The sequence below is a fragment of the Paraburkholderia sp. BL6665CI2N2 genome, from assembly GCF_004366535.1.
Taxonomy (GTDB): Bacteria; Pseudomonadota; Gammaproteobacteria; order Burkholderiales; family Burkholderiaceae; genus Paraburkholderia.
In genome coordinates this window covers 1,993,589-2,019,040 of record NZ_SORC01000001.1, presented here as the reverse complement: position 1 = coordinate 2,019,040, position 25,452 = coordinate 1,993,589, and the positions used below count along the sequence as shown (strand labels likewise).

Genomic DNA, 25,452 nt, shown 5'->3' with positions numbered 1-25,452 from the left:
TTTAGATCTGGCGGCGCAACTCCGCCGGCGGGACCTTCATCAGATGCCGGTATTTCGCCACGGTGCGGCGCGCCACCAGCACGCCCTGATCGGCGAGCATTTTGGCGAGCGTGACGTCCGACAGCGGATCGTGCGTGTTCTCCGCGGCGATCATTTCCTTGAGCAGCGCGCGCACGGCAGCGGCTGAACAGGTGCCGCCGCTTTCCGTGCCCAGTTCGCGCGGGAAGAAATGCTTGAACTCGAAGATACCGCGCGGCGTCGCCATATATTTGTTGCCGGTGGCGCGCGATATGGTGGATTCGTGCAGGCCGAGTTCGTCGGCGACATCGCGCAGCACCATCGGCTTGAGCGCGATTTCGCCGTACTGGAAGAAGGCCTTTTGATGCGCGACGATGCATTCGGCCACGCGCTGAATCGTATCGAAGCGTTGCTGCGCGTTCCGGATCAGCCAGCGTGCTTCCTGCAATTGCTGCGCGAGCGGTGAACGGCTCGCGCCGGCCGACTGCGCGAACAATTCCGCATACATGCGATGGATGCGCGCCCGCGGCTGCACTGCCGGATTGATCGTTACGACCCACTTGTTGCGGACCTGACGCACGATGACGTCCGGCACCACGTAGTTGTCCTCCGTGCGGCCGTAGCTGTTGCCCGGCTTCGGATCGAGCTTGCGCACCAGCGCGCAGGCCACGCGCAGTTCTTCCGCGCTGCAGCCGATCTGCTTCTGCAGTTCAGCCTGCTCGCGACGCGCGAGCCGTTCAAGATGATGTTCGACGACTTGACGCGCCACGTCGCGCCCCGGCGTGTCGGCGGGCAACGCATTCACCTGCAGGGACAGGCATTCGGACAACGAGCGCGCGCCCAGACCCGGACGATCGAGCGACTGGACAAGACGCAGCGCCACCAGCAATTCTTCTTCGGTCAGTTCCGGTTCGAGATCGACGCTGGCCGCGAGATCGGAGAGTTCCTGACGCAGATAGCCGTCGTCGTCGAGCGCCTCGATGATGAAACGGGCCACCGCGCGGTCGCGGTCGTCGAGACGATAGAGGCGCAGCGAATCGTGCAACTGCTCACGCAAGGTCGGCTGCGAGCGCGCCCATTCGGCGGGGTCGCTGCTGTCCGAGTCGCCGTTCTGGCGCGTCGAACTGCGGCTGCTGTAGTCGCCGGAGAAGTCACCGGGCATGTCATCCTGGCCAGCGCTTTCCAGCGTGTCGTTGGCACCGGATTCAGACGGCAGTGCATCGGGTTCGGCGGTTGCGACCGCGTCGGTGGCGGGCAGCGCGCCGCCGTCTTCGCCGGAGGTCGCGGTTGCGAGCGCTACGTCTTCCGTTTCCGACGAGTCGTACTCGAGGAACGGATTGGTGTCGAGCGCGGTGCGCAACTCCTGCTGGAACTCCAGAGACGACAACTGCAACAGACGCACCGATTGCTGAAGACGCGGCGTAAGTGCGAGAGACTGCCTTGTGCGTAGTTCAATGGAAGGCATTGTAGTGAGGTCCCTTTGATAGCGAAAATGGGTGAGTAGCCCGTTTAGAGCAACTGTCGTACCAACTCCCGCAACGCACTGTTTTTTCTACGCTTTGTGTTTTCAGGCCCGCCAATTGCGCAGGCCGCCGGGCGCCTTTTTTACAAGCTCCCGGCAAATTCCGGTCCCTCCCGCCGACCGCCGCCACCGGTGGCGTCGACGCACTGCGGCATCGTATTCGTCAGCCTAAATACTTGTGCCGTAACGGCTTTCCCGCCATCCCCAGGCTTCTGACGCCACACCGGGCACACCGCTTGCGTCCTTGCACTATGTGGACGGACGCCGGTCCGTGCATGCCAGACGCGCAAGCAACACCGAAGCGAATTGCATGCACAGACCGTCGGCCGGTGTCGATAACGGGCCCTGACGGAACCGTAGCGGCAACGATCCCACGCGTGTCATCAGCGGTTTCGACCGCGATCGACCGCAGGCAACAAGACCGCAATTTTGATCAACACCCGAAGGAGAAACCATGAAGACCATCCAACTTCTGAAGACCGCAGGTAGCATCGCTTGTGTCGCTTTCGCACTGAACGCGACGAACGCCATGGCGCAAAGCAGCGCCCCGTCGGCGGCATCGGAAACCGTCGGCCAGCATGTCGACGACGGCGCCATCACCACCAAGGTCAAGGCCGATCTGCTGGCCGCCAAGAACGTCAAGTCGACGCATATCCACGTGAAGACCCGCAAGGGCGTGGTGTGGCTCACGGGCACGGTGCCTTCGGCTGACGACAAGGCAGCGGCCGGTGAAGTCGTGGAAGCCGTGAAGGGTGTGTCGAGCGTGAAGAACCATCTGAAGATCGCCGCCGAATAAAACGGCGGGTCTGGCCGGACGGTGTCGATCTCGGTCGGCACCGTCCGGTGCTCATGACTCACAGCAATGAGAAAAGCCATACGCAATGCGAATGGCTTTTTTTTCGTGCGGCTCGCTTTTGAGTTCTACCAGTCGCAATCCGATACAAGCCGAAACAACCGACGCCCTTTTCGGGCGCCGGTCACTCACCTACTTCTTAACGCTTCGCCGCCGCATATTGATCGCGCAGATCACGCACGCGGTCATGATTCTGCAGCACGCCCTGATACTGCCGCTCGACGATTGCCCGCACATCCGCCGGCAATTCCTTTTCGAGTGCATCGTGATAGCGCTTCTTCGCGACGTCCTCGCCCTTTTCACACTCGGCGAGGATCTCGTGGTCGCTGCGATCCGTCACAGCCGACTTCACGTCTACCCAGCCGCGATGCAGGGCGCCGCTCATGCTGCCGCCCGTTTCGGGCTTGCCGCCCAGTCCTTGAACCGCGTCCTGCAATTCACGCGCGCCACGCGCGCAGTCTTCCGCGCGCGACAGGAACAGCGTTTTCAGCTGGGCGTCGTGCGCATCTTCGGCTGCCTTGCGAAAGCCCTTCTCGCCATCCTTCGACGTCTCGACCAGATCGTTCAGCACGGAAACAACGTTCGTAGCCATTCAATACCTCCAGGGGTTTCATTAGTCATGGAATCCGCCGCCGGGGATGAGTTGCCCGAATCGCGAGGCACTCTCCTTCCAGCGATGGAGTTCATAGATCCGTTCGCACGGCGCGTGCCCGGAACATGCGGCAATGAACGTTTGCGCGCTGCGTCGACGCGCGCGTCCGATCTTGCCAACACGCGTAAATCTTGCCCGCCGCTACGCGGCGTAATCGGCGGAAACGCCCCGCGCAGCGGGCTTCCGATCGATGGCACAACGGTTGCTTTATCTGCTCCGCCCGGGCACGCGTGCAACGCAACAACACACTGCAAGACGTGCCAACGGATTGAAAAGAATGGGCAAGCAACAACGACAGGGAGAATCACCATGAAGATCAGGAGCGCAGAATTTCTCGCCGCCGTCGCGATCATCAGCTCGGCAACTGTGATGCAGATTCGTGAACATGTCCTGGCGCAGGAAACGCCGGTTTCGCAAGCGCAGGCTACGTCGCCTTCATGTGGCTTGACGCATGACGGCTTGGTGTCGGCCGCTTGCGAGGCGACGCGCGACAAGCGTCAGGTCGATCGCGCACCGCAACCCCAGCGCAATGCGCCGCAAGTCTGGGTTTGAGCAGGGGTTTGAGTGCTGCTTGAATAGCGACCGGACAGGCAAAAAAGAACGGCCCGATCGGTATCGGGCCGTTCTGCTAATTACCGCGATGAAAATATTCAGCGATTCAAGCGCTCTTCTCGCTGAACTCGCTGAGCGGCACCGGTTTTTTCAACGGATCGAAGTCGGCCCAGCGCCCCTGCTGCCAGCGTCCGCTCGCGCGCTCGATGGCCATGCCGCCGGCTTCGCGCAGCACCCGCGCGGCATCGAACTGATTATCCGGCGAGACATGCACGGCGACCAGCACGCCGGAATCGCGCGTCTCTTCATGGAATGCCGAACGATGGCCTGTGTGGCCGGCATCGCGCGTAAGGGACATGGCGCCGACCAATGAGCCCACATATGCGCCGACGCCCGCGGCAATCAACGAAACGATAATCGGCGCGGAGAAAGCCGCGAAGATCCCGACGCCCACCACCGCGCCGGCTACCGCGCCGATCGTGACGCCCATGCCCGCACCTTTGGGCGCCTCCTTCGCGCCGGCATCGGTGCCGGTGTCGCCGCCGATGGGATAGCGCGCGTGCTGACCGCGCGGATTGACGAAGAACAGCGTGACGTCTTCCTCGACGAAACCTGCGTTGAAGAGCTTGGCCGCCGCGCCTTCAGCAGCGGGGAAAGTCGTAAAGCGTGCAGCGACGATGAGTGACATAAGGCCTCCTTGCATCGTTGATAGCGTTTGCGGACCATGCCGCCGCATTTCGCCGCGCGGCGTCGCACGCGCGAGCGGCGGCACGCGCCGGCCTTACGCCGTGGTGCCGCGATCCGGTTCCATGCCTTCCACTCTGAACAGTCCGCTATGCAACACTACGCCTTCACCGTCGTTCTGGTCGAGTGCTTCGGCGCAAACCGAACGGATACGTTGACGACCTTTGTCGAAAGCCGACATCAGCGTGGCTTCCAGGGCGGAATCGGCGCCGAAATGATCCTCGAGCGCCTCGGCGGTAATCGTGCATACGACCGGCTCGCCGTCCACCCGCGCCATGAAGCGCACGGTCAGGTTCGCTCCGTCGAAGACCGGCTTGTCGTCGGAAAAAGTGATCTGCATAAGGGAATCCTCATAGGCCGGCCGCGGCCGGATCGCATTCATGGCGAACCCTTCATTGCGCCGGCGAGTTGCTGCGCCATTGCCAGGTGATGTTTGATGGTCGGCAGTGCGTGCGCGGCCGCGGCCTTCAGTTGCGCGTCGGTGCCGCTGGTGCTTTCCTGCTGGAAGAGATCGACCGCTCGCTGGTGTGCTTCCACCCCAACCTGCTCGACGTAGGCCTGATCGAAATCCTTGCCCTTGAGCGTCTGGAGTTTGCCAACCAGCGCGGAATCCGCCGACGGCGTCGAGGTGAAGCCCTTCTTCGAGACGAGCGCCGCCATGCCGTGCGAGAGTTTCGTGTGATCCGTGATCATCTGCTGCGCGAATTTCTTCACGTGCGGATCGCTGGAATTCTTCAGCGCGACCTTGCTGGCCGCGATTTCGGTGGCGTCGGACTGCGACGCGTCCTGCACGAATTGTTGATCCGCAGGCGAAAGCTTCGTGCCGCTGACCGGCGCGGCGCTCGCCGGGGCGTCGCTCGCCTGCGCGTAGACCGCGCCAATGGACGCCGCGCTCAAACTCAGCGCAACGGTCATCGCTTGTAGGGAATACCGGATTTTCATGCATTTTCTCCCAGGTCGACGGATACGCCTAAGCGGAACCGTTAAGACTGAGCGCAGCCTTCATTCCGACTTCGCGCGCTCCCTCACCTTCAATACCAATTCATGCCGCCTTGCGTTTCGACAATTGCGCAATCAGCGTTTTGTTAAAGGCCGGCAGATCGTCGGGTTTGCGGCTACTGATCAGATTGCCGTCCTCCACGACTTGCTGGTCCACCCAACTGCCGCCCGCGTTGCGAATGTCGTCCTGCAGGCTCGGCCAGCTCGTCATCGTGCGGCCCTTAACGATTCCAGCCGACACCAGCAATCACCCACCATGGCAGATCACCGCGATCGGCTTCTTTGCGTTGTCGGCTGCCTTGACGAAGGCTTGCGCCTGCGGCAGCAGACGGATGGCGTCGCCGTTGACCACGCCGCCTGGCAATACCACCGCGTCGTAATCGTCCGCGCTGGCCTTGTCGAAGGTCGCATCCACCTCGACGGCGTCGCCCTTATCCACATGCTTGAAACCCTGAATCTTGCCGGGCTTCGCTGAAATCACATGCACTGTCGCGCCGGCCTCGACGAGCGCGCGTTGCGGCTCGATCAGTTCCGCCTGCTCGAATCCGGCCACCGCGAGCACCGCCACCTTGTAACCATTCAACGCACTAACCATCCCTAATCTCCTTCGTTTTCAGTGCCGGGGCGGCAATGCCGCGTGGCCGGCCCTTCGATTAACTCAATGTGAGCAAAGTACGTGCCCATACGTTCGGATCGCGCGCCCGGTTCACGCGCCCGCGTGACACCTGCCGCCCCACGCCCGTTCACAAACCTTGCGGGTCATCGTCAAGGCCGTCATCGTCATTGGCCAGCGGATCGATCACACGGTCGGGCTCGATGTCCGCATCCGGTATTAGGGTGGAATCGCCGTCGGCGGCGGCGCGCTCGCCTGTGCCGGCACGATCCGTATCGCTGCCGAGTTCGGTGTCGCCGGTTTCGAGCGCGTGATTGTCCAATTCGGTATCCACGTCGAATTCATGACGCTTCGCACCGGCCACATCGCTGCCGCTATCGGACGAATCGCTCGGGCCGAGCGCGCCGGTCGTGCCTGCGGTTTGTTTGACGACCTGTTGGGGCTCTTCATCGGGATTTAGGGTGCTGCTCATGGCGCTCTCCTTGGTTGATTCGCTTCGTTCGATACACGTAGCGATCTTCCGCAAGGACTGTTCCGCCCGCTCGCGAAGCAAGTCCGAAACAACCTTGGCGCCATCCCCGCCGTGCCGACGACGGCGCCAGGCATTGCCGTTGCTTGCAGGCACGGTCACCGGCGCCACGCGCCTTCTGCTTGAAATTTCTACCAGCGACGATGGCTGCTACAACGACCTCGATTCAACGCCGCCCTGCACGCGCGGACGACGACAGCGCTAAACAGCCCACGCCCGCCGCCCTGCCGCCGGGCCTGCGCCACGCCGACGACACGAAGCCCGGCATCACGCGTCAGCGTGAAAAGGACGGCTTCGCGTATTTCGACGTGACGGGCAAACGCATCGACGACGAAGACGAAATCAAACGCATCAACGCGCTCGCCATTCCGCCGGCGTATGAAAACGTGTGGATCTGTCCGGATCCGCGCGGCCATATCCAGGCGACGGGCCGCGATGCGCGTGGCCGCAAGCAATACCGCTATCACCCGCGCTGGCGTGAAACCCGCGACGCGGACAAATACGAACGCATGGCCGAGTTCGGCCGTGCGTTGCCGAAGATCCGCGCCCGTGTCACGCGCGACCTGAACCTGCCGGGCATGCCATGCGACAAAGTCATCGCCGCGATCGTGCAGTTGCTCGATACGACGCTGATCCGGATCGGCAGTGTCGAATACGCGCGCGATAACCAGTCGTATGGTTTGACGACATTGCGCAAGAAGCACGTGAAGATCGAAGCCGGCCAGTTGCGCTTCAGATTTCGCGGCAAAAGCGGCGTCGAACACGACGTGACGGTAAACAACCCGCGCGTCAAACGCATCGTGCGGCGTTGCGCCGACCTGCCGGGCCACGACCTGTTCCAGTATCTCGACGCGGACGGCACGCGCCACACCGTCGGCTCCGCCGATATCAACGACTACCTTCGCCGCGCGAGCGGTGCGGACTTCACGGCCAAGGACTATCGCACGTGGGCCGGCAGCGTCTATGCGCTGGCCGCGCTGCGTCGCCTGATATGCAGCAGCGCGGCTGAAGCACGCCGTCATATCGTCGCAACCGTGAAGGACGTGGCGGCGTTGCTGCGCAATACGCCGGCCGTGTGCAGGCGTTGCTACATTCACCCCGCCGTGATCAGCTCGTTCGAAGCAGACGAGTTGCAGCGCCTCGCGCCCGCTGAATCGCGCCGCGGGTTGAAAGCGGATGAAGTCGCGCTGGCCACGCTGCTTGCGGAGGCGGAGAAACGCGCGGCGAAGCTCGCGCGGCAGGCGGGTGCGAAAGGCCGCAAGGCGCGCGAATCGGCGGTGGCGGAAAGCATCGACGATTCGATCACGAGTCTGCTGAAGAAATCGCGCGTGGTGCGCAAAGCGGCAGCCGCGAAGGTCGATGCGAAGACGGGAGCGCAAGCTGCACGGCGAGCCGCCGCACCTCGGGCGGCAGGCGCGCGCGCGTCGAGTGCGTCACGGGCAGTGAAACAGACCGCGCCTTAGAACCTTAAAGCTGGGGATGTTACGGCGCAGGGCGCGTCGCGCTTCTTGAATCGTCGCGTTTGGCCCCGCTGCTTCACCGCGCGCTCACTGACCTTTCGTATCGCTGCTTGCGTCCGCGCCCGGCGTATTGGTCGAATCGGTCATCGGCTTCTTGGTTTTGGTTTTGGACATGTGATGCGATTTGGAGCCACTGGAACTCATTGCTCCCGATGTGGGTTGTCCATTCGTGGTCGGTGCCGCTGTCGCCGCGCCGTGAGCGTTCCCCGAGCCGCCGGTGCCGGCGCCGCCACCGTTACCGTTGCCACCGCCCGCTTGCGCGAACGCCGCGCCCGACATCACAACGAGTGCCGACACCAGCAATGCTTTTGTATGTTTCATCAAAGTCTCCGTGGATAGATGGACAGCGCGCGCAGATGATCAATCGCGCTGCTGGCCAACCATCCCGCAAGGGCTATGCCGCATTGCAAGGACATGCCGCCAGCCTCATTGTGAAACGCGTCGTCGCGAGCCAGTCAGTCGGCAGTTGCTCCTCAGCTGTCTTCCTCTCCTCCGACGAAATATTTTCAATCGCGTCAGCACGCTTTACGCATTCAACGCCACGTCCGGCACGCCGCTACGCACGCGCTTCGCGCAAACCGCGCGCGTGTACGACGCATGGAGCACCTCGCGCAATATCGCGCGCACGCCCTCCGCCACACGGAGGAACGCCGGTTGCTCAACTTGCACACACCCAACCTGTAGAGGAGGCTCATCATGGTGAACCAGACACAAACGCAAGGCGGCATGCGCCAGGAACAGGGCGCCCGGGTCATCGGCAAGGGCAGCGCGACCGCGGACGGCCCCGGCCCGGACGTGATGGCCGCCGCCACACTCGACGGCAACAAGGTACTCAGCAGTGACGGCGAGGACATCGGCAAGATCAAGGACATCATGCTCGACGTCGGCTCGGGCCGCGTTGCGTATGCCGTGCTCTCGAGCGGCGGCTTTCTCGGCATCGGCGACAAGCTGCTCGCCATTCCATGGCATGCACTGACGCTCGATACCGGCCGCAAATGTTTCGTGCTGAACATGACCGCGGAACGCGTGAAGAACGCCCCGGGCTTCGACAAGGACCACTGGCCATCCATGGCGGACCAGACCTGGGCCACGTCCGTGCATCAGTACTACGGCAGCGAACCCTATTGGGGCCGCGACTCGAATTTGCGTCGCGACGACTATGGCGTGGGCGACGTTCCGCCCGCGTCGTCGGATGCGCCGGAGGCCGGCGGCCTGAAGTTGTAACGCGTGCTCACGGTCGGCGCACGTGGCCGAAGGGCGCCACGCGTGCTGACACCGATGCGCCGGCATGCCGCCATCGCGGCAGCCGGCGCGTTTCACTTTGAGCGCACAATGAGCGTGATCAGCGCGCGCAAGATTTGATAAGGAGGCGGCAGCATGGCCACACGCAAATCCACCAGCAAGTCCAGGCGCCCAGTCACCCGCGGCAAGTCGGGCCGGCCGCCGCGCCAGCGGCATGCCAAGGCTCACGCGGCGCACGCCGCTAAAAGCCCGAAGAAGTGGTCGCATCACGTCATGGAAACCAGTGACGCGATGGATATCCAGCACGATGTGTTCAAAACCGGCAGCGCGGAATCGATCGCGCAATCTCTCAAGCAGTCATCCACGAAGAGCCGCCGCCGCAAAGGCACGCCGTTCCAGTCGGCCATGTCGATGCTGAACTTCTATATCAACCGCGCCGGCAAAAACCTGCCGAAAACGCGCCGCGACACCCTGCAACAGGCCAAGCGCAAGCTGCGCGAAGCATTCGGACGCGCGCCCTGAAATGACGCGCCAGTAATCGGCGCGGCGGGGCGCACCGTTGTTCAACCGGCCACGCATGCAGCACGCGCATGCGGGCCCTCACCGGATGCTCATGCACGAAACTTTGTGGTTTCTCATTGTTGGCGCCGTGCTCGTTTTCATGGGCCTGGCGGCGACCACACTGCGGCGCCTACCCATCAGCGCCGCCATGTTTTATCTCGCGATCGGCTACTTTCTCGGGCCGCCCGGTATTGGCTTGCTGCGCCTCGATATGATCGCCGACGCGCATCTGCTGCGCACCATCACCGAAGTCGCATTGCTCGTCTCGTTGTTCGCTATCGGCCTGCGGTTGCGGCTTGGCATGCTCGAAAAACTCTGGACCGTGCCGCTGCGTCTCGGCTTTCTTGCGATGCTCGCGACCATTCCGCTGCTGATGCTGTTCGGCGTGTACGTCCTGCATCTCGGCTGGGGGCCGGCCTTGCTGCTGGCGGCGATCCTCGCGCCGACCGACCCGGTTCTGGCCCACGATGTGCAAGTGCACAACCCCGGCGACCACGATCTGCTGCGCTTCGCGCTCTCCGGCGAAGGCGGACTGAACGACGGCATCGCGCTGCCCTTCGCGATGCTCGGCCTCGCGTTATGCGCGGCGCCCGCCGCCGAAGCGGGCGATCTGTTGAACCTGGCGCTCGCAGGCAGCATGGTGTGGGGCGTGGCGGGCGGAATCGCGATCGGCGGCATGCTCGGCTGGGCCACCACCCATGCGGTGACGTGGCTGCGCACGCGCCACGCGCAGGCGCTCGGACTCGAGGGTTTTTTCGCGCTCGGTTTGATCGTGCTGTCATTCGGCGCCGCGCAGCTTGCGCACACCTATGGCTTTCTCGCCGTGTTCGCCGCCGGTGTCGCGATGCGCCGTGTCGAACACCGCGCGAGCGGCGGCCAGTCGCCGCGCGAAACCATCGGCACCGTGGATTCCGAAGACGTGGAAGCGACCGCGGCGAATCCGAGCAAGGCGCACGCGTATATGACGGAGTCGGTGCTCGGCTTCACGATCGAGCTCGAACGCATCGCCGAGGTCGCCGTCATGGCAATGGTCGGCAATGTGCTCGCCACGCTGCACACGCCGCTCTTTACCTGGCACACCGTCGCGCTGACCGCGGCGCTATTCGTGCTGGTGCGGCCGGCAGCGGTGGAGTTGTCGCTGCTCGGATCGAGCGCGACACCGACGCAGCGCCGTTTGATGAGCTGGTTCGGCATACGCGGCATCGGTTCGTTTTACTACCTCGCGTACGCGCTCGAAAACGGCGCTGCAACCGAGGTCGCCCCACTCGTGCCGTTCACGCTGGCGGTGATCGCGGCGTCCGTGGTGATTCACGGCGTTTCGGCGACACCGTTGATGAGCTGGTATCGCCGGCTGCGCAGTCGTGAAGGTTAGTTCGGCGGCCAATTGGAGTCGCTAGAATACGTGACCTCCCTGCCGCAACAAGGCTTCTCCCATCCGATGATCCCACCCGACGATTCCCGACGCACGGCACGGGCGAGCGCCGCCAACTCGCTGTTTGCCTTTCTCAAGTCGTTGCCGCTCGGCGAGCGCCTGATCGAAGGCAGCTTCATGGCTGTGCAGGCGGTCGCCGGCGCGAGTCTGGCGGTCGCCATCGGCCGCCTGCTGCATACGGAGCAAAGCTTCTGGGCCGCCATCACGGCGATCGCGGTCAGCCAACATAGCTATGTCGACACCCGCAACCTGTCGCGCGATCAATTCATCGGCGCGATGCTGGGCGGCTTGTGCGGACTGGTGGGCGCCACGTTCGGCGCCGGCTATTTCGCGGCTTACGCGGCCACGGTGGGCGTGGCGATCGCCCTGTGCTGGACGCTGAATGTCGGCAGCGCGGCGCGCCTGGGCGGAATCACGGCGACGATCATGCTGCTGGTGCCGGGCATAGGGCCCGCGTGGGACAGAGCCCTGCTTCGCCTCGGCGAAGTGACGCTCGGCACGATCTGCGCGTTGCTGGTGGCCTTTCTGATGTCGTGGATCGAGCATCGCTGGTTAGGCAAACCGGGCAAGCCGTAGCTAGTTTTCTGCCCCGTCGTTCTCTTGCGGACGACGCCGGTAGCGTCCCGGCGGCACGCCGACACTTTGCTGAAACGCCTTGCCGAAGGCGGCTTCCGATTGATAGCCCACCGCCTCGCCGATCTCGGCCGCGCTGCGCTGCGTGCGGCGTAGCAGATCGCAGGCGATGGTCATGCGGATCTGCGTAAGAAAGTCCATCACCGTCATGCCCGCGCGCTCATTGAAATGGCGTGCGTAAGTGGCGCGCGACATGGCGGCGAGAGCGCCGAGTTCGGCGATGGTCCACGCCCGTTCGGGCGCGCTCAGCATGCCCTGCACGGAAGCGCCGAGGCGCGCGTCGGCAAGCAAGGCGAGTACGCTTGACGCCGAGGCGTTCTGCTCGCCGTGCGCCCTCAGCGCGATGGCGAGCAGCGCGTGGCTCAACGCGGTGACGATCGCGAGCGCGCCCGCCTGGCGTCGTTCGGCCTCGCTGCGCATCAGCGCGATCACCGTTTGCAGCGAGCCCCGCGTTTCCATGCCGCTCAGCGAGACATGCAACGGATCAGGCAGCGCGTTCAGTAGCAAGGCCGACGAACCTGGCGAATAGACGAAGCGTCCGCACAGAAGATCGAGGTCGGCGGGGATGCGCGCGCTGTCGTTCCCGTCGTTGCGTCGCAACGGCAGCATGCCGTCATGGCTTTGCGTCAACGGTGCGGTGGCGTTCGAGCGCTGCACATCGCGCACACGATGCGCCGCGCCGCGCGGAAACAGCATGAAGTCGCCCGTGCGCAACTCGCGCTGGGCGCCGTCGGCGGTTTCGACGACGCACGCGCCGTCCAGCACCAGATGAAACGGCGCAATGCCCGCTTCCAACTGCCCATGATCGATGTCGAAGGCGCCCGACAGCAGGCAACGCAGGTCGAGACTGGCTTGGGGCCGGGCAAGGTCGATCAGTCGGCTAAGCGTATCCATGAGACGATCGCGCTAAAAGTTGAGCGAATCGAGTATTCAGGATATCGCGGCGCGGCGCAATACTTGTCTCACGACGCCGGCACCGGCCGACGCGCATCACCCCAAGGAGCACTGCCATGTTGAACTGGATCGATTACCGTCAGGAACTGTTCGGCCGCATCGGCGAAATCGCCAAACTGTCGCCGGATACCGTCAGGGGCTATCAGGCGCTGTCGACCGCCGGCCAGAAGAAGGACCTGCTCGGCGCCAGGACGCGCGAACTGATCGCGCTCGCGGTCGCGGTCAGCCTGCGCTGCGACGGCTGTATCACTGTCCACACCGCCGAAGCGCTCAAACATGGCGCAACGCGCGAGGAAATCGCCGAAGCGCTGGGCGTGGCGATCGCCGTCAATGCGGGCGCCGCGATGGTGTACTCGGCTCGCACGATGGATGCCACGGCGGCTTATACAGCGCAGGCGTCTGACGCAGCGCAGGCTGCCACGGAATGACCGGCGGCATCGCGAGATGCCGGGCTGCCGCTACACCGCCGGATGCCGCGCCTCTTCGAGCTGTTTGCGGCGCGGCTCGCCCTGACGCTCCAACATCCAGCCCGGATATTCCGTCGGCAGCGCACTGACCTGATCGAGTTTCACGAGGTCATCCGCGGTGAGCGAAACGCCGGTCGCGGCGATATTGTCGTCGAGCTGCTCGATCTTTTTCGCGCCGACGATCACCGTGGTGACCACCCGCTGATGCAGCAGCCACGCGAGCGCAATCTGCGCGACCGATACCTGTTTCGCCTCGGCGATCCCGCGCATCACGTCGATGCAGTCATACGCGCGCTCACGATTGACCGGCGGAAAATCGAACGTCGTGCGACGGCTGCCCGCCTCGCCCTGCTGCTCACGCCCATACTTGCCGCTCAGCAGGCCGCCCGCAAGCGGACTCCACACCATCAGGCCGAGGCCTTCGCTGTGCAGCATCGGCGCAAGTTCGCGTTCGAGGTCGCGGCCCGCCAGCGTGTAATACGCCTGCAACGTTTCGAAGCGCGCGAGGCCGAGGCGCTCAGAAATGCCGAGCGCTTTCGCAATCTACCACGCGGCCCAGTTCGACACGCCCACGTAGCGCACATAGCCGTGCTGCACAAGCGTGTCGAGCGCGCGCAGGGTTTCCTCGATCGGCGTGGCCGGATCGAAACCGTGGATCTGATACAGGTCGACGTGATCGAGTTGCAGACGCTTCAAACTCGCCTTCACGCCGTCGATGATGTGATAACGCGAAGCGCCGCGCGCATTGGGAAACTCGCCCGTCTGGCCGAAGACTTTGGTGGCCACCACGATCTTGTCGCGCGGCACCTTGAGGTTTTTCAGTGCCTGGCCCGTGATCTGTTCGGACAGGCCCTCCGAGTAGACGTCGGCTGTGTCGATGAAATTGATGCCCGCGTCGAGCGCCCGGCCGACCAGCCGCTCCGCGTCCGCCTGCTGCAGGTCGCCGATCTGCTTCCAGATGCCCCCGCCGCCGCCGAAGGTCATCGTGCCCAAACATAGCTCTGAGACAAACACACCGGTACGGCCCAACTGGTTGTATCGCATCGTCGAGACTCCATCGTGGTTCGTGGATGGGTGAGGCGTAGAGAGTACTGCAATCGGCGGAATCCGGCAGCGCGCGACCCAAGCGCGCGTCACGCGGCAAAAATTCCCGCAACGCGGCTTTCGATCGCGACATAAATGCCGACCCGCGGCCCTCGGCAAAACCGGGGTAAACCTGCCAGACTAATTCCTGAACCATGCAACCGGCTGCTTTCGCCGCCCTCTGGATATGGCACGCCTCGCCCCCAACTACGCAAGCATGACTTCGGCTTCCACCACCACTGCTGCCTTGAGCGCGGCGCCCGCCGCCGCACCTGTCGCGACGCCCGCCATCGGGCTCTCGACGGCCGGCGCGCTCGCCGATTTCCATCCCGCGGTCGCGAGCTGGTTCCTCAAGACCTTCCCCGCGCCGACCGACGCCCAGGCCGCCGCGTGGCCGCAGATTCGCGGTGGCCGCTCCACGCTGGTGGCCGCGCCGACCGGTTCGGGCAAGACGCTCACCGCCTTCCTGTCCGCGCTCGACGATCTGGTCCAGCAGGGCCTCGCCGACGGCGGCGCACTGCCGGACGAAACGCTGGTGGTCTATGTGTCGCCGCTGAAGGCGCTCTCCAACGACATCCGCCTCAATCTGCAGTTGCCGCTGCAAGGCATCGCCGCGGAACTCGACGCGCGAGGCTTGCCGCCGCTGGATATCCGCACCGCCGTGAGAACGGGCGACACCACGCAGCAGGAGCGCAATGCGCTGAAGAAGCGCGCGCCCCATATTCTTGTTACCACGCCGGAATCGCTTTACGTGCTGCTCGGTTCGGACTCCGGCCGCCGCATGCTGTCGACCGTGCGCACGGTGATCGTCGACGAAATTCACGCGCTCGCCGGCGGCAAGCGCGGCAGCCATCTCGCGCTCAGCCTGGAACGGCTCGATGCGCTGTGCCAAAGACGCTTGCCGCGGATCGGTTTGTCGGCGACGCAAAAACCGGTGAGCGCGGTCGCGCGCTTTCTGGTGGGCGGCGGCAGCATCGACAGCGGGATTCCCGCTGATTGCGCGATCGTCGACGTGGGTCATATTCGCGAACGCGACCTGGCGCTCGAGATTCCACCCGTGCCGCTCGAAGCGGTCATGCCCAACGAAGTGTGGGAGCGCGTCTACGACCGCCTCGCCGAACTGGTGGCGATGCACCGCACCACGCTGATCTTCGTCAATACGCGCCGCATGGCCGAGCGCGCCGCGCGTCATCTGACCGAGCGGCTGGGCAAGGACGCGGTCGCCGCGCATCACGGCAGTCTCGCGAAGGAACATCGTTTCGACGCCGAACAGCGCCTCAAACGTGGCGAACTGCGCGTGCTGATCGCGACGGCTTCGCTGGAACTCGGCATCGATATCGGCGACGTCGATCTGGTCTGCCAGATGGGTTCGCCGCGCGCGATCGCACCGTTCCTGCAACGGGTCGGACGCTCGGGACACCATGTCGGCGGCATGCCTAAAGGCAGGCTGTTTCCGAATTCGCGCGACGATCTGATCGAATGCGCCGCGCTGCTCGATTGCGTGCGGCGCGGCGAACTCGACGCGCTGCGCATTCCCCGCGCGCCGCTTGATGTGCTGGCCCAGCAGATCGTCGCGGAAGTCTCGAGCGCGGAATGGAACGAGGACGCGCTGTTCGACCTGATGCGGCGCGCGGCTCCGTACGCGGACCTGACGCGCGAGCAGTACGACGCCGTGCTGCGCATGCTTGCCGAAGGCTACACGAGCCGCAACGGTCCGCGCGCCGCTTACGTGCATCGCGACGTGGTGAGCGGCACGCTGCGCGGCCGGCGCGGCGGCAAGCTCGTCGCTGTCACCTCGGGCGGCACCATTCCCGAAAACGCCGACTATGCCGTCGTGCTCGAACCGCAGGCCATCAATATCGGCACCGTCAATGAGGATTTCGCCGTCGAAAGTCTGGCCGGGGACGTGTTTCAACTCGGCAACGCGTCGTACCGGATTCTGCGGATCGAAAGCGGGCGCGTGCGCGTCGAAGACGCGCAGGGCCAGCCGCCAAATATTCCGTTCTGGCTCGGCGAAGCGCCGGGGCGCAGCGACGAGTTGTCATTCGGCGTCGCGCGTTTGCGCGAACAGATCGCTCGCCTTCTCGACGATAAAAACGCGGCGGCGGACGAAACCGGCGCCGAAGCCGACACGCTTTCCGCCCGCATCGACCACGCGATCGACTGGCTGATCGACAACCTGCATCTCGACGAAGCCGCCGCGCGCCAGATCGTCGACTATCTCGCCCGCGCGCGCGCCGCGCTCAGCGTGCTGCCCACGCAGAACACGCTGGTCATGGAGCGTTTCTTCGACGAATCCGGCGGCACCCAGCTCGTGATCCACGCGCCATTCGGCAGCCGGGTCAACCGCGCGTGGGGCCTCGCATTGCGCAAACGCTTTTGCCGCACGTTCAACTTCGAGCTGCAAGCCGCCGCCACGGAAGACGCGATCGTGCTGTCGCTGACCGGCAGCCACTCCTTCGTGCTCGACGAAGTATGGCGCTATCTGCATTCGAACAGTGCCGAGCATCTGCTGATTCAGGCGCTGCTCGACGCGCCGTTGTTCGGCGTGCGGTGGCGCTGGAACGCCACGACCGCGCTCGGCCTGCCGCGTTACACGGGCGGGCGCAAAACCGCGCCGCAATTGCAGCGCATGCGCAGCGAAGATCTGCTCGCGAACGTGTTTCCCGAACAGGCCGCGTGTCTGGAGAACGTGGTCGGCGAACGCGAACTGCCGCATCATCCGTTAGTGGAGCAAACCGTCGACGACTGTTTGCACGAGGCGATGGACAGCGAACGCTGGATCGCGCTGCTGCGCCGTATCGAACAGGGCCACGTGCAACTGGTCGCGCGCGATTTGCCGGCGCCCTCGCCGCTCGCCGCCGAAATCCTCAACGCGAAACCGTACGCCTATCTCGACGACGCGCCGATCGAGGAACGCCGCACGCAAGCCGTGCTGAACCGGCGCTGGACCGACCCGTCGAGTGCCGACGATCTCGGTGCGCTCGATGCCGAAGCCATCGAAAGCGTGCGCGATGAAGCATGGCCGCAAGCGCGCAACGCCGACGAGATGCACGAAGCGTTGACCGGCCTTGCCTGCATCACCGAGGCCGAAGCGCGCCGCAACGAAGGCTGGCCGGCCTGGCTCGAGTCGCTGGCCGAGTCCGGGCGCGCCACCCGCTTGCAGCTTGCCCATGATTGCGCCCTGTGGCTGCCGGTGGAACGCGTCACCTGTTTTCAGGCGCTCTATCCGCACGCTGAATTCGCGCCGCCGCTGGCCGCGCCGAAAGGCTACACGGAAAGCTGGAACGAAGACGACGCGCTGATCGACGTGCTCCGTGCGCGTCTGACCGGCTTCGGCCCGCTGCCTGTCGGCGCGATTGCCGAAGCGCTGAAATTGCCGGCCGCATCGGTCGAACAGAGCCTGACGCGCCTCGAAGCCGAAGGCTACGTGATGCGCGGCCGCTTCATGCCGCAAGCCGCCGAAGAAGAGTGGTGCGAACGACATCTGCTCGCGCGGATTCACCGTTACACCGTTAAACGCTTGCGGCGCGAAATCGAGCCCGTGGAGCGGCACGATTTCATGCGCTTTCTGTTCGAGTGGCAGCATCTGACGCCGGACGCGCGCAGCGAGGGGCGCGACGCGCTGGCCGCGGTCCTCGAACAGCTCGAAGGCTTCCAGGCCGCGGCGGCCGCATGGGAGGAAGACATCCTGCCCGCGCGCGTGAAGGCGTATGCGAATACTTCGCTCGACGAACTATGCCGGGCCGGCAAGATAGTCTGGACGCGCCTGACGGAACGCGCGCGCGGCACCGGCGGGCCGATCCGCAGCACGCCCATCGTGCTGCTGCCGCGTGCGCAAGTGCGCGTATGGAGCGCGTTGCTCGATCCGTCGAAACAACCGGAGTTGTCGGCGCGCGCGCAGAGCGTGTATGAAACGCTCGTGCAACACGGCGCGATGTTCTTCGACGAATTGCTCGCCGAAGTTCGCGTATTGCGTATGGAATTGGAGAATGCGCTGGGTGAGCTAGTGGCGGCGGGCCTGGTGAACTCAGACAGTTTCGCGGGCTTGCGCGCGCTGCTGAAACCGGTTGCCAAACGCAACGCGTTTTCCAGCAACCGGCGCGCGCGCTCGAGCGCGCTGATCGGCGGCATGGACGATGCGGGACGCTGGGCGCTGGTCAGCCGGCCCACCGCTGGTGCCGCTGCCGCGACGGAGAATGTGCCGGAGCGCCGCCGGCAATTGCCGCCCGAAGTGCTGGAACATGTGGCGATGACGCTGTTGCGCCGTTATGGCGTGGTGTTCTGGCGTCTGCTCGAACGCGAAGCCGAGTGGCTGCCGCCGTGGCGAGACCTGCTGCGCGTTTTTCAGCGGCTCGAAGCGCGCGGCGTGATTCGCGGCGGACGCTTTGTGAATGGCCTCGCCGGCGAACAATTTTCGCTGCCCGAAGCAATTCCCGTGCTGCGAGAAGTGCGGCGACATGCGAACGACGGTGCTTTTGTCTGTGTCGCCGGGACTGATCCGCTGAATCTCGCCGGCACTTTGCTGGTCGGCGAACGGGTGCCCGCAGTAGCGGGGAACCGCATTCTCTATCGCGACGGGATCGTGGCCGCGACCCTCGTGGCAGGGACTTTCTGGTTCGAACCGTCGCTGGAAGCGGTTCCCGCCGAAAGGGAAAAGGCTCGCGCGTGGCTGGCGCGGCGGTTTTAGCTTTTGGAATGCGCGCGGATCGCCGTAAATTGCCTGAGTGTGACGGAAAAAATAGCATGTAGAAAAGGGCGTGAAAAAGCCTAAAGGCACAAGTTTTACTGACCGTAAATCTTTATAAGCCTTATTCCAATCGCTTCGCTACAATGGGGACAGTCTTAAGTATGATGAAGACTGTCTGCCGCCTCCGCCTTCAAGGCGGCCACCGGCACACACCGCCCGGGGAGCTCATGAACGACGACCAACACGAGCAGGTGCTATTTGCCCAGTTCGGCACAAGCAGCCCATGCTGGCGTCTGTCGAACGACAGCAACGCGCTTGAACTCACGCCCGTCACTGGCGACGTGCCGGCCAGTGTCGCCATTCCGCTGAATCCTCAGCAGGCTTCGCAAATCCGTTGCCTCACGGGCGTGACCTCACACCTCGTGCTCGACGTGCGGCTGTTCGGCGAACCGTTGCGTCTGCATCTGGTCGGTAAAAAACTCAGCAGCAACAGTTGGGCCGGCACCGCCTCCGCCTATGACGACACCGAATCCGTCGCCCGCGATCTGGTGCACGGCCTCTCGTTTGCCGAGCAGGTCGTGTCCGAAGTGAATTCGGTTGTCGTGATCGTCGACCGGCATGGTCGAATACAGCGCTTCAACCGTCTCGCCGAAGAACTCACGGGCGTCAAGGAAGAGAACATTGTCGGCCGCAACGTCTGGGCGTTGTTCATGTCCACCGAAGACGGCGCCGCCTCCAGCCAGAACATTGCGGGCTTCTTCAATCGCGGTGTGTCGTACGAAGTCGAGCGGCGCGTCAAAACAGTGCATGGCGAGCGGCTGTTTCTGTTCCGCAACAAGTTCGTGCAGAGCGGCAGCGGCATCGACGAACAATTCCTGATCTGTTCCGGCACGGACATCACCGAGGAACGGCTCGCGCAGGAACGCCTCACCGAACTGGCTAATACCGACTCGCTCACCGGCCTCGCGAACCGCAACGCGATCCAGGACAAGATCCGCGCCGCCATCGAAGACGCCGCGCCGGGCGAAGCCGTCGGCGTGCTGTTCCTCGACCTCGACAACTTCAAGAAGGTCAACGACCACTACGGCCACGTCTTCGGCGACCGCCTGATCCGCGACGTGTCGTCGGCCATCGGCGAGTGCCTGAATGAAGGCGATACGCTCGCGCGTCTCGGCGGTGACGAATTCATCGTCCTCGCCGCCAAGGGCACGGCGCACGAACTCGAAACCACCGCGCAGCGCATTCTCGAACGCATGCGCACACCGTTCGCGCTCGGGCTCGTAGAGGTCTACACGGGCTGCTCGATCGGCATCGCGCTGTATCCGGAACATGGCGACAGCCTCGAATCGCTGATCCGTTCGGCCGACACGGCCATGTACGTCGCCAAAGACGAAGGCAAGCGCACGCACCGCGTGTTCTCGCCGGAAATGAACCGCCGCGTTGCCGAGTACATGTGGCTCGACACCAACCTGCGGCGCGGCCTCGAAGAAGGCCAACTGACGCTGCACTACCAGCCGAAACTGTCGCTCGCCACCGGCGTGGTGCAGGGCGTCGAAGCGCTGGTGCGCTGGAATTCGCCGGAGCGCGGGCAGATCATGCCGAACGAGTTCATCCGTTACGCGGAAGAGTCCGGGCTGATCGGCGTACTGGGCCGCTGGGTCATGGAAACGGCCGCGAAACAGGCCGCCAAATGGAAGGCGGACGGCTACAACCTGCGCATCGCGATCAATGTGTCGGCGCGGCAACTGGTCGATACGGCCGTGGTCCGCCATTTCAGCGAGGCGTTACAGAATGCCAGGCTCGACCCCTGCCTGATCGATCTCGAACTGACCGAGAGCTGCCTGATCGAAGACGAAACGGCCGCGATCGATCTGATCAAGCAGTTCCGCCAACTCGGCGCGCAGGTTCATCTGGACGATTTCGGCACGGGTTATTCGTCGCTATCGCAACTCGGCCGGATTCCGCTCGACGTCATCAAACTCGACCGCAGCTTCGTGCGCTCGATCAACGCCGACACCAAAGCGCAGGCACTGGTGCGCTCCATGGTGGCCGTCGCGCAGGAATTGAATTTCAAGGTGGTCGCCGAAGGGATCGAGACCGAGTCGGAAGAAGTGTTCATGAAGGGTCTGGGCGTGGATTACGTGCAGGGCTTCCTGTACGGTCAGGCCATGCCGGCGGCTGAATTCGAACGCTGGTTGCAGGATAGACAGAAGCTCAGGCTGATTGCCTGAGCTTCCGGTGCCACCGCCCTTGCGGCTCCTTGTGGTCGGACCCGCGGTCGAACCCGTCGCCGAGCTCGGGTCAATTCAGGCGAAATTGGCCGCGCTGGCCGTCTGACGCAGGTTCGAGGTGCGGCGGTTCTGCAGCGTCACCAGCCGCTCCATGAAGGCGAGGTCCTTCTCCTCGATCGTGAAGGCGGCGTCGACCCAATCCTCGGTGATTTCCATCAGCTCGGCGCGCGAGAGTTGCAGCACGCGCTGGCGCGCCCGCAGCATCGCGCGGATGCCGTTCATTTTCGGCTTGAGCGTGTCGATGAAAGTACGGGTCGCCATGTAGGCTTCGCCGGGTTCGAACAACTGATCGACCAGACCCTTGCCGTAATGCCATTCGGCCGTATGCGATTCGCCGACGCCGATCAGTTCCTCCGCGAGCCGCATGCCGGCCTTGCGCGCCACCAGTGAATAACCGCCCATGCCCGGGAACAAGTTGAACGCGATCTCCGGGAAGCCCATGCGTGCGTCGCTCTGCGCGAGCAGGAAATGATGCGCGAGCGCGGCCTCGAAGCCCCCACCGAGTGCCGTGCCCTCCACCATCGCGATCGAAATCGCCCCCGTGTCGAATCCCCGCGACGCCGCATGCACGCAATCCACACAGGCGCGCGCATAGGACATCAACGCCTGACGCTTGCCGGCGCGGATCGCGTCCGCGAAGAAGTCCAGATCGCCGCCGACGTTGTACATGGTGGGAATCAACGAACCGGTGACCCAGAAATCGATCGGCAATCCTGATTCCCGTGCTGCCTGCGCGAGTTCCAGGATGTCATGGACCAGATCGAGATTGAAGCAGGGACGCGGCTGCGCCCGCAACATCATCCACATGACATTGCGGCCTTCTTCGTAGTAAGCCGAAATTTGCGAAAGATTGCCGGCTTCGAGGAACGGACGGCAGGCGTGATGGTTATGCAGATTCATTTTGAACGGTCCTTTTAAGGTTAAACACTGGTATTGCTATGCGAGCCTAAAGCAGACCGGAATTGGATGGGAGCGGGGTAACCAACAGATGAATGCAAGCCGCGTTCAAAAGCCCGCCAGCAGGCGGTCTGCGAGAAAGAGAACGCACAGAGGCATGTCGCATCGGCGCAAACGCTTGCGCACCGAAAATGGGCGAAATCGACCCGCAAACAGGCGCACGGCGCGCAATCAGTTGCGCACGGCCGGGGATTGAATGTCTTGCCGGAATGGCAAGACAGAGAAATTGTTTTCGATTAGAAAATGCAATCGAAAATGATAAGCAGCGAATTATTTTCTTCTGTGATGGGTTGGCTAACAGACGGTGTATGCGCTTCGCATAATCAAAACGCGGGCGACCCATCGCGCCCGCGCTTTTGCATCAAAATCGTTTATTGCAAACGCGCGGACCAGCGGCCGGCGTCTTCCGCGCTCATGCCGACGGCGAGCGCCGCGGCGAGAATCTGCGCCCATGTGGCCGAATCCACGGGAATACCCTCCGCCTCGCGCTGCGCGCGCGTCACGCGCTCGGGTTCTCCGGGCTCATAGATACGGTCGGTGCCGGCCGCGAGCGGCGAGGCCTTCACCCAGTCGATGAACGCGTCGGCTTCGGCTTGCGCATCGGGCGCGTCGAACGCGGCCGGATCGATGATCACCGACAGCATGCAGTTGATGATCGCGTTGGTCGTGCCGAGCGTGGTCGAGTGCGTGGTGAAGCCGCCCGAGAGCGCGCCGCCGAAAATCTCGCACATGGCCGCGAGCCCAAAACCCTTATGTCCGCCGAACGGCGTCAGCGAACCGAACGGCGCTTCGTGCATGACTTTGGGTTCGAGCGTGGCGCGGCCCTCGTGATCGATCAGCGCGCCGGGTTGAACCTGCTTGCCCTGGTTATAGGCGACGCGCGTCTTGCCATAGGCCACCGTGCTGGTCGCGAAGTCGAGTACGAGCGGAGGTTTGCCGGGCCGCGGATACGCGGCGCAAAACGGATTCGTGCCGATGCGCCGGTCCGCGCCGCCGAACGGCGCGACGAGCGGATCGCCCGCCACGTTGACGAAGTGGAACGACACGAGGCCGGCCCGTGCGCACTGTTCGGCCCAATGACCGATACGCCCGATGTGATGCGCGCCGCGCAAGCCGACCGCGCAGATGCCGAGGCGTTTGGCGCGCTCGATACCCTGCTCCATGGCCTCGAACGCCACCACCTGGCCGAAGCCTCTACCGCCTTCGACAGTCAGCACGGCGCCAGCGTCTTTGACCACGTCGGCATGCAGGTTCAACTGAAGCTCGCCGTCGGCGAGCGACGCCACATAGCGCGGAATCATGCCCACGCCGTGCGAGTCGTGGCCTGTCAGATTCGCCGCCACCAGATGATCGGCGACCAGTTCCGCTTCCCGTGGCGTGCTGCCCGCCCGTTCCCAGATTGCCCTCACATAGGCATGCAATTGATCGGCCGGAATCCGGGGCGTGACGGGTTGAGCGGTCGAGTTATCGGTCATTCACAAGGTCGGCGAACGTGACGGATTCAGGCCAAGCAGAAGTTATAGAACTCGCTCAGGGCGCGGCGGCGATTACCTCGGCAACCGCGGCCGTGAGCTTCTTGCCGTACGGCACGTGCAGGAACTCGTTCGGCCCGTGCGCATTCGACTTCGGTCCGAGCACGCCGCACACCATGAACTGCGATTTGGGGAAGCCTGCCTTCAGTACGTTCATGAGCGGGATGGTGCCGCCCTGCCCCATATACGCGACGTCGGCGCCGTAGTGCCGGCGCGACGCGTCGTTGAGCGCGGTGGCGAGCCACGGTGCGAGATCGGGTGCGCTCCAGCCGCTCGCCGCGCCCGCGTCCGGCTTGAACGTCACCTTGGCGTTGTACGGCGGATCGACTTCGAGCAGCGCCTTCAGGTCGGCAACGGCCTTCTCCGCTTCGATCATCGGCGGCAGACGCAGCGACAGCTTGAACGCCGTGCGCGGACGCAGCACGTTGCCGGCGTCAGCGAGCGCGGGCAAGCCGGCCGCGCCGGTCACCGACAGCGACGGACGCCATGTCGAATTGAGCAAGGCCTCTTTCGGATCGGTGGTGGTGGGCAGCACCTGGCGGCCGTCCTGGCCGCACGCCCATGGCAGCTTCTTCCAGACGTCGTCGCCGAGAATCCTGGCGGTGGCTTCCGCCTCACGCAGACGGTCCGCGGGGATGTCGATATGGAAACCCTTCGGCAGCAGCGTGCCGTTGGCGGAGTCCTCCAGCCGGTCGAACAGCTGCCGCATGATACGGAAGCTCGACGGCGCGATGCCGCCATAGCCGCCCGAGTGAATGCCTTCGTCGAGCACCTGCACTTCGAGATCGCCGGCGACGAGTCCACGCAACGACGTGGTGAGCCACAGCTGATCGTAGTTGCCCGCGCCCGAATCCAGGCACACCACCAGACCGACCTTGCCGAGCCGCTCGCGCAGCGCGTCGACATAGGGCAGCAGATCATAGCTGCCCGACTCCTCGCAGGTTTCGATCAGACCGACGCAACGCGGACGCTCGACACCTTGCGCGTCCAGCGCGGCGAGCGCGGTGATGCTTGCGTAGATGGCATAACCGTCGTCGGCGCCGCCGCGGCCGTAGAGCTTGTCGTTCTCCAGCTTGGGCGTCCACGGCCCGAGGTCGTTGCGCCAGCCGTCGAACTCGGGCTGCTTGTCGAGGTGGCCGTACAGCACGATGGTTTCTTCGCTGCCCGAACGCGTCGCTGGGGACTCGAAGAAGATCACCGGCGTGCGGCCAGGCAAGCGGATGATTTCGAGTTTCAGACCGCGCACCGGCTGCTGTTGGGCCCATTGCGCCGCGTCGGTGATCACGCGCTCCAGATAGCCGTGCTTGACCCACTCGGGATCGAACGCCGGACTCTTGGCCGGCACGGCAATGTAGTCCGTCAACGCGGGCACGATCTCGTCGTTCCACTTGCGGTCCACGAATTCGCGTAGCGTCTCGGGGTTGATGCGCTGAGCCTGCTGGGTATCGTCGGAGATCATGATGGCGGTCCGTGGGATCTGTTCTGTCGAAACGATCATGATAGTCCGGTTGCGGGATTGGCTGAACCCCTCGCAATACATTGGCCTCGCTGAGCGGGCGGCGCGAACTGCCGGTGGCAGTCATCCCACGCACGGCGCAACGCTTTGCG

General features: G+C 64.0%; 22 protein-coding genes and 2 pseudogenes. 10 read left to right on the top strand and 14 right to left on the bottom strand.

Annotated features, from left to right (window positions below):
• Position 1: 1 nt before the first annotated feature.
• Positions 2–1,483 carry an RNA polymerase factor sigma-54 gene (locus B0G81_RS09075; protein WP_116121838.1) on the bottom strand — a complete coding sequence of 494 codons (1,482 nt, stop codon included), beginning with the start codon at positions 1,481–1,483 and terminating at the stop codon, positions 2–4.
• Between the two features lie 511 nt (positions 1,484–1,994).
• Between B0G81_RS09075 and B0G81_RS09070 the strand changes: the two genes are divergently transcribed.
• Complete coding sequence (locus B0G81_RS09070) at positions 1,995–2,336, top strand: BON domain-containing protein (RefSeq protein ID WP_106278312.1); 342 nt, start codon at positions 1,995–1,997, stop codon at positions 2,334–2,336.
• Between the two features lie 196 nt (positions 2,337–2,532).
• Here the strand turns inward: B0G81_RS09070 and B0G81_RS09065 are convergent, their stop codons facing one another.
• On the bottom strand, positions 2,533–2,985 hold the full coding sequence (locus tag B0G81_RS09065) for a PA2169 family four-helix-bundle protein (protein ID WP_106278314.1): 453 nt from the start codon (positions 2,983–2,985) through the stop codon (positions 2,533–2,535).
• 369 nt (positions 2,986–3,354) lie between these two features.
• Between B0G81_RS09065 and B0G81_RS09060 the strand changes: the two genes are divergently transcribed.
• Positions 3,355–3,597 carry a hypothetical protein gene (locus tag B0G81_RS09060; RefSeq protein WP_134134615.1) on the top strand — a complete coding sequence of 81 codons (243 nt, stop codon included), beginning with the start codon at positions 3,355–3,357 and terminating at the stop codon, positions 3,595–3,597.
• A 106-nt stretch (positions 3,598–3,703) separates the two neighbouring features.
• Here the strand turns inward: B0G81_RS09060 and B0G81_RS09055 are convergent, their stop codons facing one another.
• The 5 genes and pseudogenes from B0G81_RS09055 to B0G81_RS43545 form a co-directional block, all read right to left on the bottom strand.
• Positions 3,704–4,285, bottom strand: coding sequence for a hypothetical protein (locus tag B0G81_RS09055; protein WP_134134610.1), 582 nt, complete (start codon positions 4,283–4,285; stop codon positions 3,704–3,706).
• A 93-nt stretch (positions 4,286–4,378) separates the two neighbouring features.
• Positions 4,379–4,723, bottom strand: coding sequence for a DUF1488 domain-containing protein (locus B0G81_RS09050; protein WP_106278318.1), 345 nt, complete (start codon positions 4,721–4,723; stop codon positions 4,379–4,381).
• Positions 4,720–5,283, bottom strand: a complete 564-nt coding sequence (locus B0G81_RS09045; protein ID WP_116121842.1) for a DUF4142 domain-containing protein — start codon at positions 5,281–5,283, stop codon at positions 4,720–4,722. Before B0G81_RS09045 ends, B0G81_RS09050 begins: the two co-directional genes overlap by 4 nt.
• A 100-nt stretch (positions 5,284–5,383) precedes the next feature.
• Positions 5,384–5,935, bottom strand: a pseudogene (locus B0G81_RS09040) (type 1 glutamine amidotransferase domain-containing protein).
• 148 nt (positions 5,936–6,083) lie between these two features.
• Complete coding sequence (locus B0G81_RS43545; protein WP_116123793.1) at positions 6,084–6,425, bottom strand: chemotaxis protein; 342 nt, start codon at positions 6,423–6,425, stop codon at positions 6,084–6,086.
• A 200-nt stretch (positions 6,426–6,625) separates the two neighbouring features.
• Here B0G81_RS43545 and B0G81_RS09035 point away from each other — a divergent pair, with 200 nt between their 5' ends.
• The gene (locus tag B0G81_RS09035; RefSeq protein ID WP_134134607.1) at positions 6,626–7,945 is read left to right on the top strand and encodes a DNA topoisomerase IB; all 1,320 of its coding nucleotides are present in this window, start codon (positions 6,626–6,628) and stop codon (positions 7,943–7,945) included.
• A gap of 84 nt (positions 7,946–8,029) precedes the next feature.
• On the opposite strand, the gene B0G81_RS09030 is transcribed toward B0G81_RS09035, so the two are convergent.
• Together B0G81_RS09030 and B0G81_RS43540 are read right to left on the bottom strand one after the other, a co-directional pair.
• A complete protein-coding gene (locus B0G81_RS09030; RefSeq protein ID WP_181920104.1) occupies positions 8,030–8,323 on the bottom strand; it encodes a hypothetical protein in 294 nt (97 codons plus the stop codon).
• A gap of 204 nt (positions 8,324–8,527) precedes the next feature.
• Positions 8,528–8,671 carry a hypothetical protein gene (locus tag B0G81_RS43540; RefSeq protein WP_166678942.1) on the bottom strand — a complete coding sequence of 48 codons (144 nt, stop codon included), beginning with the start codon at positions 8,669–8,671 and terminating at the stop codon, positions 8,528–8,530.
• A 27-nt stretch (positions 8,672–8,698) separates the two neighbouring features.
• Between B0G81_RS43540 and B0G81_RS09025 the strand changes: the two genes are divergently transcribed.
• The 4 genes from B0G81_RS09025 to B0G81_RS09010 all read left to right on the top strand — a co-directional run bounded on the left by B0G81_RS09025 (position 8,699) and on the right by B0G81_RS09010 (position 11,813).
• Positions 8,699–9,226 carry a PRC-barrel domain-containing protein gene (locus B0G81_RS09025; RefSeq protein ID WP_106278329.1) on the top strand — a complete coding sequence of 176 codons (528 nt, stop codon included), beginning with the start codon at positions 8,699–8,701 and terminating at the stop codon, positions 9,224–9,226.
• 153 nt (positions 9,227–9,379) lie between these two features.
• Positions 9,380–9,766 (top strand): DUF3175 domain-containing protein, encoded by a 387-nt coding sequence (locus B0G81_RS09020; RefSeq protein WP_106278331.1) that lies wholly within the window; start codon positions 9,380–9,382, stop codon positions 9,764–9,766.
• A gap of 91 nt (positions 9,767–9,857) precedes the next feature.
• Positions 9,858–11,177, top strand: coding sequence for a cation:proton antiporter (locus tag B0G81_RS09015; RefSeq protein ID WP_134134604.1), 1,320 nt, complete (start codon positions 9,858–9,860; stop codon positions 11,175–11,177).
• Between the two features lie 66 nt (positions 11,178–11,243).
• Positions 11,244–11,813 (top strand): FUSC family protein, encoded by a 570-nt coding sequence (locus tag B0G81_RS09010; RefSeq protein WP_134143038.1) that lies wholly within the window; start codon positions 11,244–11,246, stop codon positions 11,811–11,813.
• Here the strand turns inward: B0G81_RS09010 and B0G81_RS09005 are convergent, their stop codons facing one another.
• Entirely contained in the window at positions 11,814–12,764 is a 951-nt protein-coding gene (locus B0G81_RS09005; protein ID WP_134134602.1) for an AraC family transcriptional regulator, read from the bottom strand.
• 116 nt (positions 12,765–12,880) lie between these two features.
• On the opposite strand from B0G81_RS09005, the gene B0G81_RS09000 reads away from it, so the two are divergent.
• Positions 12,881–13,252 (top strand): carboxymuconolactone decarboxylase family protein, encoded by a 372-nt coding sequence (locus B0G81_RS09000; protein WP_106278336.1) that lies wholly within the window; start codon positions 12,881–12,883, stop codon positions 13,250–13,252.
• A 30-nt stretch (positions 13,253–13,282) separates the two neighbouring features.
• Here B0G81_RS09000 and B0G81_RS08995 read toward each other — a convergent pair.
• Positions 13,283–14,335: pseudogene (locus tag B0G81_RS08995) on the bottom strand (aldo/keto reductase).
• A gap of 256 nt (positions 14,336–14,591) precedes the next feature.
• On the opposite strand from B0G81_RS08995, the gene B0G81_RS08990 reads away from it, so the two are divergent.
• Together B0G81_RS08990 and pdeR are read left to right on the top strand one after the other, a co-directional pair.
• Positions 14,592–19,064 carry a DEAD/DEAH box helicase gene (locus B0G81_RS08990; protein WP_166678941.1) on the top strand — a complete coding sequence of 1,491 codons (4,473 nt, stop codon included), beginning with the start codon at positions 14,592–14,594 and terminating at the stop codon, positions 19,062–19,064.
• 227 nt (positions 19,065–19,291) lie between these two features.
• Positions 19,292–21,295 (top strand): cyclic di-GMP phosphodiesterase, encoded by a 2,004-nt coding sequence (pdeR, locus tag B0G81_RS08985; protein WP_116121851.1) that lies wholly within the window; start codon positions 19,292–19,294, stop codon positions 21,293–21,295.
• 75 nt (positions 21,296–21,370) lie between these two features.
• Here pdeR and B0G81_RS08980 read toward each other — a convergent pair whose 3' ends face one another.
• The 3 genes from B0G81_RS08980 to B0G81_RS08970 form a co-directional block, all read right to left on the bottom strand.
• Positions 21,371–22,255 carry a crotonase/enoyl-CoA hydratase family protein gene (locus tag B0G81_RS08980; protein ID WP_106278344.1) on the bottom strand — a complete coding sequence of 295 codons (885 nt, stop codon included), beginning with the start codon at positions 22,253–22,255 and terminating at the stop codon, positions 21,371–21,373.
• Positions 22,256–22,683: 428 nt separating this feature from the next.
• Positions 22,684–23,787 (bottom strand): malate/lactate/ureidoglycolate dehydrogenase, encoded by a 1,104-nt coding sequence (locus B0G81_RS08975; RefSeq protein WP_134134597.1) that lies wholly within the window; start codon positions 23,785–23,787, stop codon positions 22,684–22,686.
• A gap of 55 nt (positions 23,788–23,842) precedes the next feature.
• The gene (locus tag B0G81_RS08970; RefSeq protein ID WP_134134594.1) at positions 23,843–25,303 is read right to left on the bottom strand and encodes a M20 family metallopeptidase; all 1,461 of its coding nucleotides are present in this window, start codon (positions 25,301–25,303) and stop codon (positions 23,843–23,845) included.
• Between the last annotated feature and the right edge of the window lie 149 nt (positions 25,304–25,452).